This window comes from Cryobacterium sp. Y62 (genome assembly GCF_002929785.1).
Classification (GTDB): domain Bacteria; phylum Actinomycetota; class Actinomycetes; order Actinomycetales; family Microbacteriaceae; genus Cryobacterium.
The window spans coordinates 66,422-82,237 of record NZ_PJJK01000104.1 but is presented as its reverse complement, the minus strand read 5'-3'; the positions used below and the strand labels follow the sequence as shown (position 1 = coordinate 82,237).

At 62.6% G+C, this 15,816-nt stretch carries 16 protein-coding genes and 1 pseudogene; 2 read left to right on the top strand and 15 right to left on the bottom strand.

Going from position 1 to position 15,816, the window contains the following annotated elements:
* Positions 1–597 (top strand): DUF222 domain-containing protein (locus tag CXY71_RS09380; RefSeq protein ID WP_158253042.1); only part of this gene is annotated, 597 nt, incomplete at its 5' end.
* On the opposite strand, the pseudogene CXY71_RS09375 reads toward CXY71_RS09380, so the two are convergent.
* Positions 581–766 (bottom strand): annotated as a pseudogene (locus tag CXY71_RS09375) (IS256 family transposase); the annotation flags it as partial. The gene CXY71_RS09380 and the pseudogene CXY71_RS09375 sit on opposite strands and share 17 nt — an antisense overlap.
* A 201-nt stretch (positions 767–967) precedes the next feature.
* Complete coding sequence (locus tag CXY71_RS09370; protein ID WP_104135366.1) at positions 968–2,320, bottom strand: IS256 family transposase; 1,353 nt, start codon at positions 2,318–2,320, stop codon at positions 968–970.
* Positions 2,321–2,333: 13 nt separating this feature from the next.
* Between CXY71_RS09370 and CXY71_RS09365 the strand changes: the two genes are divergently transcribed.
* Positions 2,334–3,335 carry an HNH endonuclease signature motif containing protein gene (locus CXY71_RS09365; RefSeq protein ID WP_158253041.1) on the top strand — a complete coding sequence of 334 codons (1,002 nt, stop codon included), beginning with the start codon at positions 2,334–2,336 and terminating at the stop codon, positions 3,333–3,335.
* 142 nt (positions 3,336–3,477) lie between these two features.
* Here CXY71_RS09365 and CXY71_RS09360 read toward each other — a convergent pair whose 3' ends face one another.
* From CXY71_RS09360 to CXY71_RS09300, 13 genes are all read right to left on the bottom strand, one after another.
* Positions 3,478–4,152, bottom strand: a complete 675-nt coding sequence (locus tag CXY71_RS09360; RefSeq protein WP_146072791.1) for a hypothetical protein — start codon at positions 4,150–4,152, stop codon at positions 3,478–3,480.
* 2 nt (positions 4,153–4,154) lie between these two features.
* Entirely contained in the window at positions 4,155–4,814 is a 660-nt protein-coding gene (locus tag CXY71_RS09355) for a hypothetical protein (protein WP_104135363.1), read from the bottom strand.
* Positions 4,811–5,863 carry a type IV pilus assembly protein PilM gene (gene pilM / locus CXY71_RS09350; protein WP_104135362.1) on the bottom strand — a complete coding sequence of 351 codons (1,053 nt, stop codon included), beginning with the start codon at positions 5,861–5,863 and terminating at the stop codon, positions 4,811–4,813. Before pilM ends, CXY71_RS09355 begins: the two co-directional genes overlap by 4 nt.
* A 58-nt stretch (positions 5,864–5,921) precedes the next feature.
* Entirely contained in the window at positions 5,922–6,770 is an 849-nt protein-coding gene (locus tag CXY71_RS09345) for an A24 family peptidase (RefSeq protein ID WP_104135361.1), read from the bottom strand.
* Positions 6,767–8,317, bottom strand: coding sequence for a polymer-forming cytoskeletal protein (locus CXY71_RS09340; RefSeq protein WP_146072790.1), 1,551 nt, complete (start codon positions 8,315–8,317; stop codon positions 6,767–6,769). The genes CXY71_RS09345 and CXY71_RS09340 overlap by 4 nt, the downstream gene beginning before the upstream one ends.
* Entirely contained in the window at positions 8,302–8,892 is a 591-nt protein-coding gene (locus CXY71_RS09335; protein ID WP_104135359.1) for a hypothetical protein, read from the bottom strand. The genes CXY71_RS09340 and CXY71_RS09335 overlap by 16 nt, the downstream gene beginning before the upstream one ends.
* Positions 8,889–9,290 (bottom strand): type II secretion system protein J, encoded by a 402-nt coding sequence (locus CXY71_RS09330; protein ID WP_104135358.1) that lies wholly within the window; start codon positions 9,288–9,290, stop codon positions 8,889–8,891. The genes CXY71_RS09335 and CXY71_RS09330 overlap by 4 nt, the downstream gene beginning before the upstream one ends.
* A gap of 26 nt (positions 9,291–9,316) precedes the next feature.
* On the bottom strand, positions 9,317–9,745 hold the full coding sequence (locus CXY71_RS22450; RefSeq protein WP_304481828.1) for a prepilin-type N-terminal cleavage/methylation domain-containing protein: 429 nt from the start codon (positions 9,743–9,745) through the stop codon (positions 9,317–9,319).
* A 141-nt stretch (positions 9,746–9,886) separates the two neighbouring features.
* The gene (locus CXY71_RS09320) at positions 9,887–11,116 is read right to left on the bottom strand and encodes a type II secretion system F family protein (RefSeq protein WP_158253039.1); all 1,230 of its coding nucleotides are present in this window, start codon (positions 11,114–11,116) and stop codon (positions 9,887–9,889) included.
* A 24-nt stretch (positions 11,117–11,140) separates the two neighbouring features.
* A complete protein-coding gene (locus tag CXY71_RS09315; RefSeq protein ID WP_304481827.1) occupies positions 11,141–12,433 on the bottom strand; it encodes a type IV pilus twitching motility protein PilT in 1,293 nt (430 codons plus the stop codon).
* 21 nt (positions 12,434–12,454) lie between these two features.
* Positions 12,455–14,176 (bottom strand): GspE/PulE family protein, encoded by a 1,722-nt coding sequence (locus tag CXY71_RS09310; protein WP_104135356.1) that lies wholly within the window; start codon positions 14,174–14,176, stop codon positions 12,455–12,457.
* 173 nt (positions 14,177–14,349) lie between these two features.
* Entirely contained in the window at positions 14,350–14,967 is a 618-nt protein-coding gene (locus CXY71_RS09305) for a hypothetical protein (protein WP_104135355.1), read from the bottom strand.
* A complete protein-coding gene (locus CXY71_RS09300) occupies positions 14,954–15,814 on the bottom strand; it encodes a PP2C family serine/threonine-protein phosphatase (RefSeq protein ID WP_104135354.1) in 861 nt (286 codons plus the stop codon). The genes CXY71_RS09305 and CXY71_RS09300 overlap by 14 nt, the downstream gene beginning before the upstream one ends.
* Between the last annotated feature and the right edge of the window lie 2 nt (positions 15,815–15,816).

The following is a 15,816-nucleotide window of genomic DNA, read 5'->3' as shown; positions in this document are numbered from 1 at the left end:
GTGGCGAAGACGGCTGCGACGAAAACGGCCGAGCAGGCCGAGGTTGAATCCGCTGGCGCGGTGTCTCTGGCGCGTCGGCTGGGTTGCCGTAGCGGCCTCGTGTTGGTCTCGACCCTGGCCCGGCTCTCGCGCAGTGAGGTGCGGCAGCGTGCGAGCCTGGGTAAGAGTGCGGGTGAGCGGATGCTGCTTGGCCGCCCCCTGACACCGACCTATCCCGTGGTGGGTGAGGCGTTACAGGGCGGGGAGCTGGGCGTCGAGCAGGCCCGCGTGATCGTGTCCGTCCTCGACGGCCTGCGCTCTTCGGTGCTCGTCGATGACCTAGACCGGGTCGAACGGTCTCTCGTGGCGAGTGGGTCCGGTGCTATCACGCCCGAAACCGAGGGTCTTCCGGGCGCGGGGATCGCGTTTGCGCCGGAGTTGCTGCGCCAGCAGGGCATTGCGTGGCAGGCGCGTCTCGCGCCTGACGGGTCTGCGCCCGGTGAGGCCACCGCCGAACGGCGCAGCTGGCTGTCCTTTGGTGGGCTGGCAAACGGCGGCTACAGAGCCTGTCAAGTGTTTTGTGTAAGTGTTGGGAATTTGGTTAGAGGTGGGGGTTGATTCGGTCGGGGTAGGCCAGGGCGAGTTGGCTGAGGGCGAGCTTCCAGTTCGTGGTGATTTGGCCTTCGACGAGGCGGCCTTCGGCCTTGCGTTTGGTCTGGCGGTTGCCGCCGCGTTCCTTGGCTCGGTCGCGGGCGCGTTTGTCTTCGATGTTGCAGATCGCCAGCCAANGGTCTTCCGGGCGCGGGGATCGCGTTTGCGCCGGAGTTGCTGCGCCAGCAGGGCATTGCGTGGCAGGCGCGTCTCGCGCCTGCCGGGTCTGCGCCCGGTGAGGCCACCGCCGAACGGCGCAGCTGGCTGTCCTTTGGTGGGCTGGCAAACGGCGGCTACAGAGCCTGTCAAGTGTTTTGTGTAAGTGTTGGGAATTTGGTTAGAGGTGGGGGTTGATTCGGTCGGGGTAGGCCAGGGCGAGTTGGCTGAGGGCGAGCTTCCAGTTCGTGGTGATTTGGCCTTCGACGAGGCGGCCTTCGGCCTTGCGTTTGGTCTGGCGGTTGCCGCCGCGTTCCTTGGCTCGGTCGCGGGCGCGTTTGTCTTCGATGTTGCAGATCGCCAGCCAAAGCATCTTGATCGCGGCTTCGTCGCTGGGGAAGTGGCCGCGGTTCTTGGTCACTTTCCGAAGTTGGTAGTTCAACGATTCGATGCTGTTGGTCGTGTAAATGACGCGGCGCAAATCCGGTGGAAACGCGAGGAACGGCGTGAAGCGTTCCCAGGCGTCTTCGAACGTTTTCACCGCTGCCGGGTACTGGATCCCCAGGGGTGACGCCGCGAACGTGGTGAGCTCGTCCCATGCCGCGTCGACGTTAGCGGCGGTGTAGATCGGCTTGAGCGCTGCGGCGATCTGCCTGCGGTCTTTGTAGCTCACAAACCGCATCGCGGCGCGGAGCAGGTGCACGACACAGGTCTGCACGGTCGTCTGAGGCCACGTCGATTCGATCGCTTCGGGGAACCCGGTCAGGCCGTCGCAGCAGACGATGAGGACGTCCTTCACGCCGCGGTTGGCCAGCTCCGCGCAGACGCCGGCCCAGAACTTCGCGCCCTCGGTCTGCTGGACCCAGATGCCCAATACGTGCTTGATGCCGTCCATATCCACGCCGACAGCGATGTGGGCGGCTTTGTTCCGCACGTGGGCGCCGTCACGGATCTTGACGATCAACGCGTCCAGGAAGATCACCGGGTAGAGGGCTTCCAGCGGGCGCTGCTGCCATTCCAGGACTTCCTCGAGGACCCCGTCGGTGATCTTCGAAATCGTCTCGTGCGAGAGGTCCGTGCCGATCGTGGAGACCAGGTGCTGCTGAATATCACGGATCGTCATCCCGCCGGCATAGAGCGAAATGATCATGTCATCGAGACCACCCAGGCGCCGTGATCCCTTGGGCACCAGGCGCGGGGTGAAGCTCCCGCCCCGGTCCCTGGGGATGTCCAAATCCAACTCGCCGACCTCAGCGTCGACCAGCTTGGGCGTGGAGCCATTACGAGAGTTCGGATAGAACCGTGCTTCCGGGTCGCCTTTCTCATAGCCGAGGTGCTCAGTCAGCTCCACCTGCAAGCCGCGCTCGAGGGCCGCTTTGATCAGACCCGGCACGAACCCGCCCTCACCAGTGAGTTGCAACTCACCCGCATCGATCTTCGAGAACAGCGAATCCAAGGCACCACTATCGCAGAGCTCATCGATCGCTTTCGCCGCCGCCAACTGCGACGGGGACCGCGGTGCCTTGCGCAACATGTTTCGATTCGTCATGACCATCAGTGTCACTCCTTCGAGTAGATCCGCAACCCCTTACACAGACCATCTGACACCCTCCGGCTACAGCCTGAACGGCTGGCTGACCACCCTCGATCGTGCCATCATCAGCACCGTCTTCGACACTTATCTCTCCGCCGCCGCGGCCAACCCCGTTCCCGGCGCCACCCCGCGTGCCACGGTCGCCTTCCACACGACCGAACCGTCCGCCGAAGACAGCACCGCCAAGGACAGCGCCGCCGGTGGCACCAACGACATCGACAGCGACCTCGAAGAAACTGGCACCGACTCCGAACATGCCGAACCGGCCGAGCTCGACGACCAAGACTGGCAGACCACGGCGACCGAGCAGAACGAGACGGCCACGCTCAGTCCCTGCCCACAGGAACCCGGCGACATCCGCTCGATCGGTGAAAAGCAAGCCGGCATCCTCCGCGCCGTATTCGAAGCCGCCGCACGCCAGCCCGGCACACCAACCATGGGCGGGGCCGCACCGACGGTACTGGTGCACATCAACATCAACGACCTCCTCGCCGGGCGCGGCGCCGGCTGGATCGACGGTATCGATGGCCCCCTCACCGTCAAACAAGTCGACGAACTCGTCTGCGCCGGCGGGTATCAGCCGGTGTTGTTCGGCCACCAGGGCCAGATTTTGCACCTCGGCAACTCCAACCGGTTCTTCACCGCCAGGCAGCGCCGAGCACTGGCCGCCCGCGACGGTGGCTGCGTCATCCCCGGCTGCACCGTGCCACCACAATTCACCCAGGTTCACCACGTGAAAGCGTGGCGCGACGGCGGCCTCACCAACATCGATAACGCCGCACTCATCTGCAACGCCGGGCATGCCAGCATCGAGACGTCCGGCTGGGACATCGACATGAGAGACGGCCGACCCTGGGTGCGCGGACCCCTCATCTTCGACCCCACCCACACCTGGCGCCCCGGCGGCCAAAACCGCGCCGCCACCCCCACCGAGAAACCCAACTGGAACAAATAGTCCCACCACAGACCAAGACACCACCACCGGGCCACACCGTGCCTCCGACCATCCCGACCAGCTCGACCAGCAAACAGGGGGCGTTTTCGAGACCGGCGCGAGTCGCGCCGAAGGCGGGCTCGACCGACGCGACTGACACGTGCTACTGAGTGAGGGCCAGGCTGCTGGGATCCAGAAGCACGTAAATCATCCCGGTGATGGCCAGCTCTGTGGTACCTGTTCCCTGGGGGACTTCGGTCACTAACGTGGAAATCGACACGGTTCGCTCGCCATGCTGGAGACCGGCAACGAAGTCAAAGAGATTACTCTGGGCTCCCTGAACCGACATAGTGATGGGAAGCGCGAGGTAGGCGCCATCGCTGAACGGGTTCGCCGCGGCATCGGCGGTGTTGGCAGAGTCCGCATCCGGCAGTGGCACCTCGGGCGGCACAGCGTCACCAGCACCAATCGGCGGCGCGGCCCCTACCACGGGTTCATAGGCCACCGCGTCGCCGAGCGTCAAGGAACCAAGGGTCACGTTGTTCTGACGAGCGATGACTTCGATTTGACCGACAAACGACCCAATCGCCGCGTCGGGCGGGACAGCAGTCTGCAGCGTGCCCAGATAGGTGCGCAACTCTGCAATACCGTCAAAGTCGCGTTGCAAGCTCTCGAGGGCAATCTCGTATTCGGCGTTCTGCGACTCCACGACTTCGCGGTAGGCGGTTACCGCACGCACCTCCTCAATCTTCGGCGCAATCCCCAAGAGTCCGCCGAGAACCACGGCCGCGCTCACAGTCAACGCCATCACTGCACCGAAGACTTGGTTTCGATTCATAATCAGTTTCCCTCGGCGACGCGATTGGCGCGAGCATCCGCGTTGATATTGATTTCAATGTCGACGACGTAGGTTCCGGATTCTGAACGCGTGATCGAACCGGGGCTGGCGTCGGCGAATCCAGGAAGCATCTTCAGATTGGTCAGCCATTGCGGCACCGCCGGCAATGACGGGCTGGTCAGGGTGAGGGTGAGGGTAGCCACGCGCGGGTTGTGCAGGGCGACGGTACTTTGGGCGAAGTCCTCCCACGGTGAGCCGGAATCAATCGCCAATGCATCGATGGTGACCGCGCTGGGCAAAATCACCCGCACGTCAGCCAGATAGGCTCGCCAGTCGATTTCCGATCCGGTGGCGACCGATCGGGCGGCCCCCGTCAGGTCTATCTGTGCCTGCACGCTTCGCACCTGCGAATACTTTGCAGATTCCAGAAGTAACTCGTTGGTGCGTACCTCAGCGTGCGCGAGATCGGTCTGGGCAACCCGGGCTTGCACGGAGACCGCTCCGATCGATGCCGCCATGAAGAAGACGACTCCAGCGGATGCGACCAGAATGATCTGGCGTAGCATTTTGCCCTTGCGCTTCGCTCTGAGTTCAGGGGGCAGCAGATTAGCTCGCGGCTCGCCGCCGTAAATCAGCTCACGCCGATTGCTGCGGTGCTTCATGCTTTGCTCCCCAGGGCCAACCCGAGAGCTGCGACAAAGGTGCACTCCGAGTCAGACAATTGGGCCCGGTCCACATCGGGGCCTAATTCCAAACCGGCGAAGGGCTGAGCCATCGCGACCGGAAAGCCGGTGAGATCGCGCAGCGCGGCGGAAAATCCGCTCAGCCGAGAACCGCCACCCATGAGCACAATACGATCGATCGGCAGCTCCGGCCAATTGTTGGTAAAGTACTGCACCGTGTTGCGCAGGCTTTCGAGCAGTTCCGCCGTGACCTCGCGAATGACCGTGGCAGCGATCGCGTCGTGCGGTGCTACTACGCCCGCCAGACCGAGCATCATTTTGAACACCTCCGCTGCCTCCTCATCGATACCGAGCCGCACGCGCAGAGCCTTCGTCAGCTGGTTGCCTCCGGCGGGAATGACCCGAACAAACTGCGGCACACCGTTCGACGAAATCAACACGCTCGATGAGCCACCACCAATATCGATCTGAGCAATCACGCCGGGAGCGGTGGCCCCGCGATGGAGGGCGCGGCTGCGCGCAAAGGCCATAATGTCAACGTTGATGCTGCGCAGCCCAGCGAGTTTTGCGGCCTTGATGTGCGCCTGCACGACGTCCTTTGTCGCAGCGATCAAGAGGCCGGAAACTTGCGGCTCTGACTCGCCCTCACCGTCGACCTCCTTTATGGGGTAGAAGTCGAGCAGGGCTTCGGCAGTCGGGAACGACAGCAGGTCCTGCACCTGAAAGGGCAACGACTCGCGAATACGTCGCAGCGACATTTTGGGTACGGTCAGGTTTCGCACCACCATGCGGTGATAGCCCATTCCGAGTACAACGTCTTTGCTCGTGAACCCGCCGGTCGACCAGAGACGTTTGAGAGCAGCGCCGACGACGACCGGTTCGAGCACCTCGCCGCGGCTGACTGCACCGAATGGCAGTCGATGCTCATGGCAGCGCAGCAAAACGGGATTCTCCGTTTCGGCGTCGCGCACCTCGACGGCCCGCACGGCGGTGGTGCCGATATCGATTCCGACCACACGTGTAGTCATTGTTGTTCCCCCCGTGAAATATGAGTGTGCAAGATTGTTTCCGTGCAAGCGCAAAGGTCTAGGTGAGGCCGAACAGCGTCAGGTAGCCGGCCGCTATCGATTGACCGAACAAAGCACCGAGCCAGGCGGCCAGGAGCATCCACGGGCCAAACGGAATGCTGCTGCGCCGCCCGGCTTTGCGACTTACCAGCAACCCGATTCCGAAGAGCCCTCCGAGCAGAAACGCCCCGAATGCGCCCACGATCAGCGGTGCCCAGCCGAGCCAACCGAGGTAGAGACCGAGAACACCGGCGAGTTTCACATCGCCAAGCCCCATGCCGCCCGGGCTGATCAGAGCCAGCGCGAGATAGAGGCCGAACAGGGCGGCCGCACCGATCAGGGCACTCAGCAGACGGCCCGGTTCTCCAGCGACGAGAGCGGCCGCGGTCAGCAGCACGGCACCCACCGGATAGGCCGGGAGCAGAATTCTATTGGGCAGGGTGTGCGTGTCGAGGTCGATCATGGCCAGTGCGACGCTCACTGCAGCAAGGTACAGAAACGCGGCGAGCACGATGATCTGGGCGAGGAATGGGCTGGTCCATACGAGGACGGCATCATCGCCGGCGATCCGGTCGGGGCCCGCGAACACCCACAGCGCAACGACCGCGAAGAACACGCCCGTGCCCAGTTCCACCAGTGGGTAGCGCGCCGAAATGGCAGCCCCGCAGTCGCGGCATTTTGCCCGCAGCAGCAACCACGACAGCACGGGAACGTTGTCATACGGGCGGATGCTCGCACCGCAGTTTCCGCAGGCACTCGGCGGCGACACGATGGACTTGCCCGCCGGTACCCGATAAATGACGACATTAAGGAAGGAGCCGATGAGGAGACCGAATAGGCCCGCGATCACCACGGTCACCGTCGTCATTTCGGCACCTTCGAACGGTTGCGGCTGGACAGGAGTGTCCAGTCTGTGGAGGGGCCGACCGAATCGTTCACGGCTGCGGGAAACAGTTCAGTGCCGGGGATACCCATGGGCACGAAGTGCATGCGGCTATCGTCATCGTCGATGTCGACCTTGCCGGCATAAAGCTGCCCACGCCACTGAACGTCGTTCAGCTCAATCTCACATGGTGTGTAGACCATCACGGAGATTTCGCCGGAAATTTTCGCCTTGTCCCCAATCGTGAAGTCGGCGTCGCACTCGTCATCGTCATCGTCATCGTCGTCGTCATCGTCATCGTCGTGTCTCTGATTGCTGTCATCGTGCCAGTCATCGCCATTGTTCCAATCATCTTCGGGGATAAGAAACCAGATTTTATGACGATCTCCATTGTGGGATTCAAGGTCAAGTTCGTCAATTTGCGTGTCTGGAAGAATAAATGCGATGTCTGTCCTGACCTCCAGGGTGAGCTTGTCGAGGTCGACCGCGTCACATCGACGCAGGTCCACCACGGTAGGCACAGTAAGGTTTTCCCAACTGTCGCGGTTAATCCAGCAGTCCCCGGAGAGCAGCTCAAACCCCGCGTCCCTGAAGTCCTCCAAATCGTAGTGAAATGCTACCCAGTCACCTGCCTGAGCAGTCTGAGGACGGGGCACGTCCGATACGTTCTGGCTCAGCCTTCCACCGATGTCGGCCTGGGAACTCTTGTACAACGTCCCCGCTAGGACGACATCGCCAGTCACTTTTCCTTGGATCAAAGTTTGATCCTCGCTGGAGTTCGTCAGGTCGCCGCTGACTAGCCCGTTGGACTTGACCTCAATGCTGTCATTGCCGTGAACATTGCCAGAGACCTCGACGTGATTCCAGACAACAATGTTTCCCAATGCATCCACATTTCCGTCGACGGAACAGGACTGACTAGGACCAGTCGTCACGTTGCCGGCGACTCTGAGGTTGGCCTGAACTGTTCCATTTTTCGAGCAGGCGAAATCTCCATTCAAGACTCGAATATCGGTCGGTTCGCCGGTGGTAACGCTCCAACCGTCGACATCCAGGTCCTCATAGGAAGTGATGACAGAACCGAGGTTGTTAGTTGCTCCTGATGGTGTGATGTCGTAGCTTTCCTCGACCGTGCGCGCGTGATTCACTGTGCCTGCCGTCGACTCGCCCTGAGACACAATTCGCACTTTCGTCTCATCCACAGCCCCTGTCGGGCAGCTTGGACTCCACTCGTCGGTCAGTGTCGATACTTCTACTCGGTACGCCGGCACGGAGTCTCCCTCGCTCGCTATCACCCCGCCGCTCGGGCATACCGCACCTATGTTCTGCAAACTAGCCAAGGCTACGGCTATACCAGCTTCGGCGGCGGCCTGGGCCTGCACGCCGGCGCGAGTTGAGGTGGTGATGGTCAACGCTTGCAGGGATGACGAGGTCACGGTGAGAGTGATGATCAGGAGGACCGCCATCACACCGATGACGGCCATGAGGGCGCTGCCGCGTTCACCGCTCTCGCGACTTAGTCTGCGAAACATGTTCCCTCGTTGCTGCTTGGTGCTCGTTGTGTGACGGCGGTTTGCACTGCGATCGACGCTTCTCCGCCGACAGCGAACGACAGCTCGACCGATGGATCGGAGTACGCGAAGACGTCGATTTTGTCAGCTGAACCTGCTGGCTTGATCTGGATAATTCCCTGCCCCTGAATGGACCAAACCTCTAGGTCGGTGGGCGCAGTCATGCTGATTGGTGTGTCGCCAGTGTCGATTGTATAGATGGCGTCGGCGGTCCCACCCGTGAAGTACCAAGCGCGGCAGGACGAGTCAAGCGTGTCACCCATTCCTGTCGTTCTGACGATGAGGAGGTTGTGGTCGTCGTTCACGCGAACCTCGGTGGCATTTCGCACGTCGCGTTTGATCGACTCGGCGATCAGCTGCGCGGTGTTGGCGCCTTCCGTGGAAGAGACCACGTCGCGCTGGGCACGCACCGCGTTGAGCAAAAAGCCACTGACGAGGGACACGACCAACACCGACAAGCTGACGTAGATGATCAATTCGACAAGAGTGAAGCCAGTTTCGGCACGGCTGGGACCGACGCGAAGAGGCGTGCTCACTCCGTTACCAGGATGAGCGTGACCGCTTCGGCCAGAACCTCGTTTGTCGCGGCGTCCTTGATAGTGCTCGTGTACGACACAGTCGTGGGTAAATCCTCGGCACACGTGAAAGAAGCGGCCCATTTGCCATTCACGGTGAATGCGTCATCGTCGGGAGCATCCGCTGAGGAATTGGAACCACAGCCCGGATGTGACGCGCGGGCACGGTCGAGGTCGGCGCTGAGCAGCTGCGTAGCCGTGGCGATCGACGCGTTGACCCTGGACACCTGTAGGGATTGCACGAGCACGGGCAGAAAGGCCATGGCCATGAGGCTGAGCAGAAACATCGAAACGATGACCTCGATGATTCCGAAGCCGTCCTCAAACTTGGTCAGTTGCCTCCGCCGAGTTGCATTCATCGCCGGGCGCTTCGCGAGGCGCCCGCTTATGCGCTCGGCTTGGCTGAGGTGGAATCAGTGATTGTGTAGGAAATCGCCGTTTCGAGCCATTTTCCAACAATCGAAAAAGTGTCTCCCCCGCTCCCGACGGTACCACTGACGGGAATTTCCTCGCTGCTTGAGTAAGAGGCGAGGGGGGCCACAGCCTCGCCCCCATTGAGCGCCGCGATTGCTGTAGTCACGGTGTAGCCACCCTCCGTTATGGCCAGAGCAACTGCGGTCTTGGCCTGCGTAACCTGAGCCTTCACAGCATTTTCCTTCGCGGTGGTCTGCTGGTTGAGGTAGATCGGAACTGCGATTGCGGCGAGAACCCCAAGAATAACCACGACGACGAGAAGCTCGATGAGCGTGAAGCCTTTGTCCTTGCGGCCAAGGGTCAAACGTTTACTGCGTAAAATGGACATGATAGGGCTCATGGTTGGTTCCTTTTCGTGGCGTCTCTGGGAGCAGTACTGTGCGGCTGTTCATACTTCAACCTAGGTTCTACCCCCGGTGAAGTAACTGGGTTATTAGGGTTTACCTACCCCCAGATATAGTGCAGCCCCAACTGGGGTGGACTATTCGACATAGTCGAATACGTTGAACATCGGCTGGTAAAGAGCGACAACCATCCCTCCGACGATGATGCCGATCACGGCGATCATCAGGGGTTCGATCAGGGCGGTGAGTTGCTGGGTGGTTGCCTGCACTTCCTGGTCGTAGAACTCGGCGATCTTGCGCAGCATCTGTTCGAGCGCGCCGGCATCCTCTCCCACGGCGATCATCTGGGTGACCATGGCCGGGAACACCGGTTCGAGGGCGAGTGGGCCGGCAATCGACCGGCCTCGACTCACCGATTCCTGCACTTTGTGCAACGCTTCTTCGATGACCCAGTTGCCTGAGGTCTCCCCGACAATCTTCAGGGAACCCAGAATGGGCACGCCAGCGCCGATCATGGTGGCGAAGTTGCGACTGAACCGGGCTATCGCGAGCTTAGCGAGCACAGGGCCGACTACTGGCAGTTTGAGCTTGAGTGGATCGACCACGCGTCGCACGCGCTCGGTGTGCCGATTTTTGCCCCACCACAGCCACGCCAGAACCACGCCCACGATCAGCACCGGGGCGACCCAGAGCATAATGTTGGAGAGGTGCACGAGCACCTGGGTCGCGATCGGAAGCTGACCGCCGAGCTGTTGAAACATGTCCTCAAACACGGGCACGATGAAGATGAGCATGCCCATGACAGCGAGTACCGCCATGATCATTACGATCATCGGGTAGGCCAAGGCCGACTTGATCGTGTCATGCAGGCGCACCTCGGTCTCGAAGTTGTCGGCAATGGAATTGAGGGAATCCTCAAGAAAACCACCGATCTCACCGGCACGCACGAGATTGATCATGATCGGTGGAAAGACCTGGTCGTGCTTGTCGAAGGCATGGGACAGTGACATGCCCGTTTCGACGTCGCTGCGAATGACCGAAAGCACCCGTGCGAGGCGGCGATTCTCGGTCTGCTCCGAGAGAATGATCAGGGTGCGCAACAGTGAGAGGCCGGCCGCGGTCATGGTCGCCATCTGGCGACTCATCACGGCCAGATCGGCGAGCCCGACCGGCCTGGTGTACCCGGGCAGGTGCAGATCCATATTGAGACCACGAATCGGGCGGGCCGGAACGATCGAGATGGGCGACAGCCCCATGGCGCGCAGCTGTTGCAGGGCGGCACGCTCCGATCCGGCATCCATGCGCCCCTTGACGACCTTGTCGTCGTCGTCCCGACCCGAATAGGCGAAGGAGAGTTCAGCGGCCATTAGCGCCTTCCGGGGGAGAACGAGTCATTGAAGTCGATCTCGGCCAGGCTCAGGTCGCCGAGCGATGGGTCGGTCGGATCGATCTGGTGCACGAGCTGCTTGAGCACCTCGATATCCTGGGCCTTCTCCTCCGCTGCCTGTCGCGTGATCAGGCGCGCATCGACGAGCTCGGCGAGGTGCTGATCCATGGTGTGCATGCCGAGTGCGCGCCCCGATTGCAGCGCGGATCCGATCTGGTGGGTCTTGCCCTCCCGAATCAGGTTGGCTATGGCGGGCGTTGAAACCAGGATCTCCGTGGCCACCGCCCGTCCACCCCCCCACCTTGCGCACCAGCGTCTGACAGAGTACCCCGCGCAGGGTCGCGGCGAGTTGCGCCCGGACCTGCGCCTGCTGGTGGGCGGGAAAAACGTCGATAATGCGGTCGATGGTTTGGGCGGCATCCTGGGTGTGCAGAGTCGAGAAAACCAGGTGGCCCGTTTCGGCGGCGGTCAGCGCGACCGAGATGGTCTCAAGGTCGCGCAGCTCACCGATCAGAATGACGTCGGGGTCCTGCCGCAGCACGTGTTTGAGTGCCGTGGCGAAACTGTGCGTGTCCTGCCCGACTTCACGCTGACTGATCACGCATTTCTTGGACTCGTGCACGAATTCAATCGGGTCTTCGACCGTGACAATGTGATCGGTGCGGGTGCTGTTGACGAGGTCGACGATGGCCGCGAGCGTGGTCGTTTTGCCCGAACCGGTCGGGCCGGTGACGAGCACAAGGCCTCGTGGCAGATGCGCAAACCGCGAAACGGATGCCGGCACGCCCAGTTCGCCCAGCGACCTGATTTCATTGGGAATCAACCGAAAGGCGCCGCTGACCGAGCCACGCTGCTGATAGAAATTGACGCGAAAGCGAAACGATTCGATTGTGTACGCAAAGTCAAGTTCCAGTTCGCGCGCGAACTCCTCCCGCTGCTCGGGCGAGAGGATGCTACCGAGGGCCGCCGCGACCTTGCCCGGCGACCAGCGCGCCCAGCCGACGATGGGCCGCAGGGCGCCATCGATACGCACGCTCGGCGGCGCACCGCCGGCCACGTGCAGGTCTGACCCGCCCGCGACCGTGACCAGGCGCAGTGCGGCGAGCAAGTCGGGGTCGAGATTGGTGGCCGGTGGCGCGGTCGTGGATAGTTCGTCGATGGGTGGGTCGGTGGCCGCTGGCTCGCCGAACTCACGTTCGCTGGACAGGGCGCGCATGGCGTGCAGGATGCGACCCGTTGGGGTGGGGTCTGCGGTGCTGTCGCCGCTGGGCATCCGGTCGTAATCGGGTTGGCTCATTACAAGTGCCCTCCCGCTGCTCTAGGAGACAACGCGAAGTATCTCATCCACCGAAGTCAGGCCGAGGGCGACCTTAGCCCAGCCGTCTTCACGCATCGTGATCATGCCCTGCTTGCGTGCGGCGGCCCCGATCTGGGCGCTCGAAGCGTGCGAGACGGTGAGCCGCTCGATCTCTTCGGACACCGTCATGACCTCGTGAATGCCGAGTCGACCGCGGTATCCCGTCTGCGAGCAGCTCGAGCATCCGGTCGATTTGTAGATCACGGTACCAGTGGTGGTGGGGTCGATCGCCGGCCCGATCTCGGGCCGGATGGTGGAGCGGTTCGAGACGTAGCCCACGGTGGGGTTGACCACGAAACCCAGATAGGCCAAGTCGGTGCGATTGTCCGGTATCTTGCAACGGTCGCAGAGCCGACGGGCGAGGCGCTGGGCCACCACACAATCCAGGGCCGATCCCACGAGAAACGGTTCAACGCCCATTTCGATCAGCCGAGTCATGGCGCTCGGCGCATCGTTGGTATGCAGGGTCGACAGCACGAGGTGACCGGTGAGCGAGGCCTCGATCGCAATTTTCGCGGTCTCCTGGTCGCGGATCTCGCCGAGTAGCACCACGTCGGGGTCTGAGCGCAGAATCGAGCGCAGGGCGACAGCGAAAGTGAGGCCGGCCTTGCGGTTCACCTGCACCTGATTTACCCCGGGCATGCGGTACTCCACCGGATCCTCAACCGTGACCACGTTGATTTCGGGCCGCGAGATGGCGTGCAGCGTCGTGTAGAGCGTGGTCGACTTGCCCGACCCTGTGGGGCCGGTGACCAGGATCATTCCGTACGGCTTGGTGTACGCCATTTCGAACTCGTTGAAGTTGTCGGTGAGCAGATTGAGGCCGCTCATCTTCATCGACGAGGTGGCATTATCGAGAATACGCAGCACCACCTTCTCACCCCAGACCGTGGGCAGAATGGCGACGCGCAGATCGACCGTGCGGCCGTTGTGGCGCACCGACATGCGACCGTCCTGCGGTTTGCGGCGCTCGGCGATATCGAGATCGCTCATGATCTTGATGCGCGAGGTGACGCCACCGGCGATCGTCGATGGCGCCTTCTGCATGTCGTGCAGCACGCCGTCAATGCGGTAGCGCACCCGCAGCCCACCTTCGCCGGGTTCGATGTGAATGTCGGAGGCCTTGTCTTGAATCGCCTGGTTGACCAGCAGGTTGACGAAGCGCACGATCGGTGCCGCGTCATCCGCTTCTGTATAAGTTGAGGTCTCGTCGACATCGTCGCTCTCGGCCGTGAGGGTGGAGCTGAGGTCGATCAGTTCACTGTCGGCGCGGTGGTAGCGGGCGATGGCCGCTTGCAGGTCGGACGGTTCAACCACGACCGGGGTGACCCGCATGCGGGCGGCTTCGCGCACGTCATCGACGGCGAACACGTCGCCGGGATTGACCATGGCCACCACGAGACGGCCGTCTTCGAAGGCGATGGGCAGCACGTTGGCGCGGCGGCAAACGGCGGCCGGCACCTTGGCCACAGCGAGCCGGTCGACAGGATAATCCAGCAGCTCAACGAAGGGCAGATTCTTCTGCTCGGCGCGCGCCTGGGCGAACTGCAGCTCGGTGATCGTGCCTGCGTCGACCAGGCTGCGCACAGCGGCCTCATCGGCGCGGTCGCTCCGGCGCCCGGTGTCGAGGTCCTCGATCGGAAGCAGGCCGTGCACGATCAGAATTTCGGTCAGGCTGGTCACGAACGCGCTCCCCCGGGATACCACCTGGTATGTCACCACGCAGCCCGTGCACTTTGCACAGAACAGATGTCGACACAACGGTAGATTTTTAGGCTAACCACGGGCAAAACAGCTGGACAGCCCCATTGCACGGGGCGCTCATTCGGGGGTGACGCGACTGGAACTCCCCTGGTTCACCAGCTAGCGAGGGCGAAGGCGATGAACGCGACCGCCGCAACAAGAGCGAGCAGTGTGCTCGCAATAATCACGACCAGCGTGATCCGACGTCGACGACGGATACCCGCCGCGGCTCGCTGACGAATCTCGGCCGCCGCCTCGGCCAGGGCGATCCGGGCCGGATCGGGCGCGATCGGCTCCGACCCGGCTGCGCGTTGTGCTGGCACGACGATGACCGGAACCGGCCTGGCCTGGTAGCGCACGCTCGCGCCGCTCTGCACCTGCGGCGGCTGGTAGCGACGCTGCAGATCGTCGACGACCGGCGTGGGCGCCGGCGGGGTCGCCCGTCGACTGCTCAGGAGAGTGTCGCTCGCTGCGCCGCCACGGGACGACCGCACGGTTGCCTCGCCGTCGTCTACCGGGGCGACGGCAGGATCCACGGCCGCGGAGCGAGCGTGCCGGGCACGTGCCACGATGCTGGTGTGTTCGTCAGCGGTGCATTGCACGATGCGCGTGTCGTCATTTTCCGTGCACTGCACGATTATGGTGTCGTCGTTGTCCACGCGCTGCACGATCACCGTGTCGTCATCATCGTCACTTGCGTCGGCGTCAGCGGGCACATCAGCGGGCAGCATTGCGAGCCACCCGTTGTACCGGACGGGTGTCCTCGGTTTGAGTATCGATGGTCTGGGCGTGGTCTTCCTCGATCGCGACACCGTGCCAGGAGCTGACTCCGCCGGCGACGACGTCGATAACGATCACCGACACGTTGTCGCGACCGCCGTGCTCGAGGACACCGGCGAGCAGCAGGTCCGCGGTCTGATGGGTGCTGCCGCCGAGCGTCAGGCTGGCCTTGATGCTCTCCTCAGCGAGTTCGCCGTGGAGTCCATCGGAGCAGACCAGCAGCCGTTCGCCGGTCACGACCGGACGCAGCCAGTAGTCGGTCGGGCTGCTGTCGGCACCCATAGCCCGGGTGATCACATTCTTGCGGGCGAAGGTGGCGACATCCGCTTTCAGCAGTGTTCCCTCGTCAATGAGTTCCTGCGCGAGGGAATGGTCGACGGTGAGCTGGCTGAGCTCGCCGCCGTGCAACCGGTAGACCCGGGAGTCTCCGACGTTCACGATGAGCCACTGCGGGGCATCGTCGTGATCGATCAGGACGAGGCCGGTGAGGGTGCTGCCGGCGCCACGCCCGGTCGCGTCCGACACCACGCGCACAGCAGCGTGGGCGCGCTCCACGGCGGCCACGACGTGCTCGGCGAGTAGCCCGGGGCGCGCGACGCAGCTCTGGAATTCGGTGATGACGGCGGAACTGGCCCGATAGCCGGCTTCGAGGCCGCCCATGCCGTCGGCGACGATGAATACCGGGGATGCGGCCAGCAGCGAGTCTTCGTTCTGCTGACGCTTGCGGCCGACATCGGTGCGAAAGCCGTACTGCAGTGAGACCTGGGCACTCGTTGGCTGGGCGGCGAGATGGGTCATGT

Coding starts and splice junctions, on each gene's coding strand:
- CXY71_RS22450 (WP_304481828.1), bottom strand. CDS start 9,745: ATGAGCCCTATCATGTCCATTTTACGCAGTAAACGTTTGACCCTTGGC.
- CXY71_RS09305 (WP_104135355.1), bottom strand. CDS start 14,967: ATGCTGCCCGCTGATGTGCCCGCTGACGCCGACGCAAGTGACGATGAT.
- CXY71_RS09300 (WP_104135354.1), bottom strand. CDS start 15,814: ATGACCCATCTCGCCGCCCAGCCAACGAGTGCCCAGGTCTCACTGCAG.
- CXY71_RS09360 (WP_146072791.1), bottom strand. CDS start 4,152: ATGAATCGAAACCAAGTCTTCGGTGCAGTGATGGCGTTGACTGTGAGC.
- CXY71_RS09370 (WP_104135366.1), bottom strand. CDS start 2,320: ATGTTGCGCAAGGCACCGCGGTCCCCGTCGCAGTTGGCGGCGGCGAAA.
- CXY71_RS09330 (WP_104135358.1), bottom strand. CDS start 9,290: ATGAATGCAACTCGGCGGAGGCAACTGACCAAGTTTGAGGACGGCTTC.
- pilM (WP_104135362.1), bottom strand. CDS start 5,863: ATGACTACACGTGTGGTCGGAATCGATATCGGCACCACCGCCGTGCGG.
- CXY71_RS09315 (WP_304481827.1), bottom strand. CDS start 12,433: ATGAGCCAACCCGATTACGACCGGATGCCCAGCGGCGACAGCACCGCA.
- CXY71_RS09355 (WP_104135363.1), bottom strand. CDS start 4,814: ATGAAGCACCGCAGCAATCGGCGTGAGCTGATTTACGGCGGCGAGCCG.
- CXY71_RS09345 (WP_104135361.1), bottom strand. CDS start 6,770: ATGACGACGGTGACCGTGGTGATCGCGGGCCTATTCGGTCTCCTCATC.
- CXY71_RS09320 (WP_158253039.1), bottom strand. CDS start 11,116: ATGGCCGCTGAACTCTCCTTCGCCTATTCGGGTCGGGACGACGACGAC.
- CXY71_RS09365 (WP_158253041.1), top strand. CDS start 2,334: ATGACCATCAGTGTCACTCCTTCGAGTAGATCCGCAACCCCTTACACA.
- CXY71_RS09340 (WP_146072790.1), bottom strand. CDS start 8,317: ATGTTTCGCAGACTAAGTCGCGAGAGCGGTGAACGCGGCAGCGCCCTC.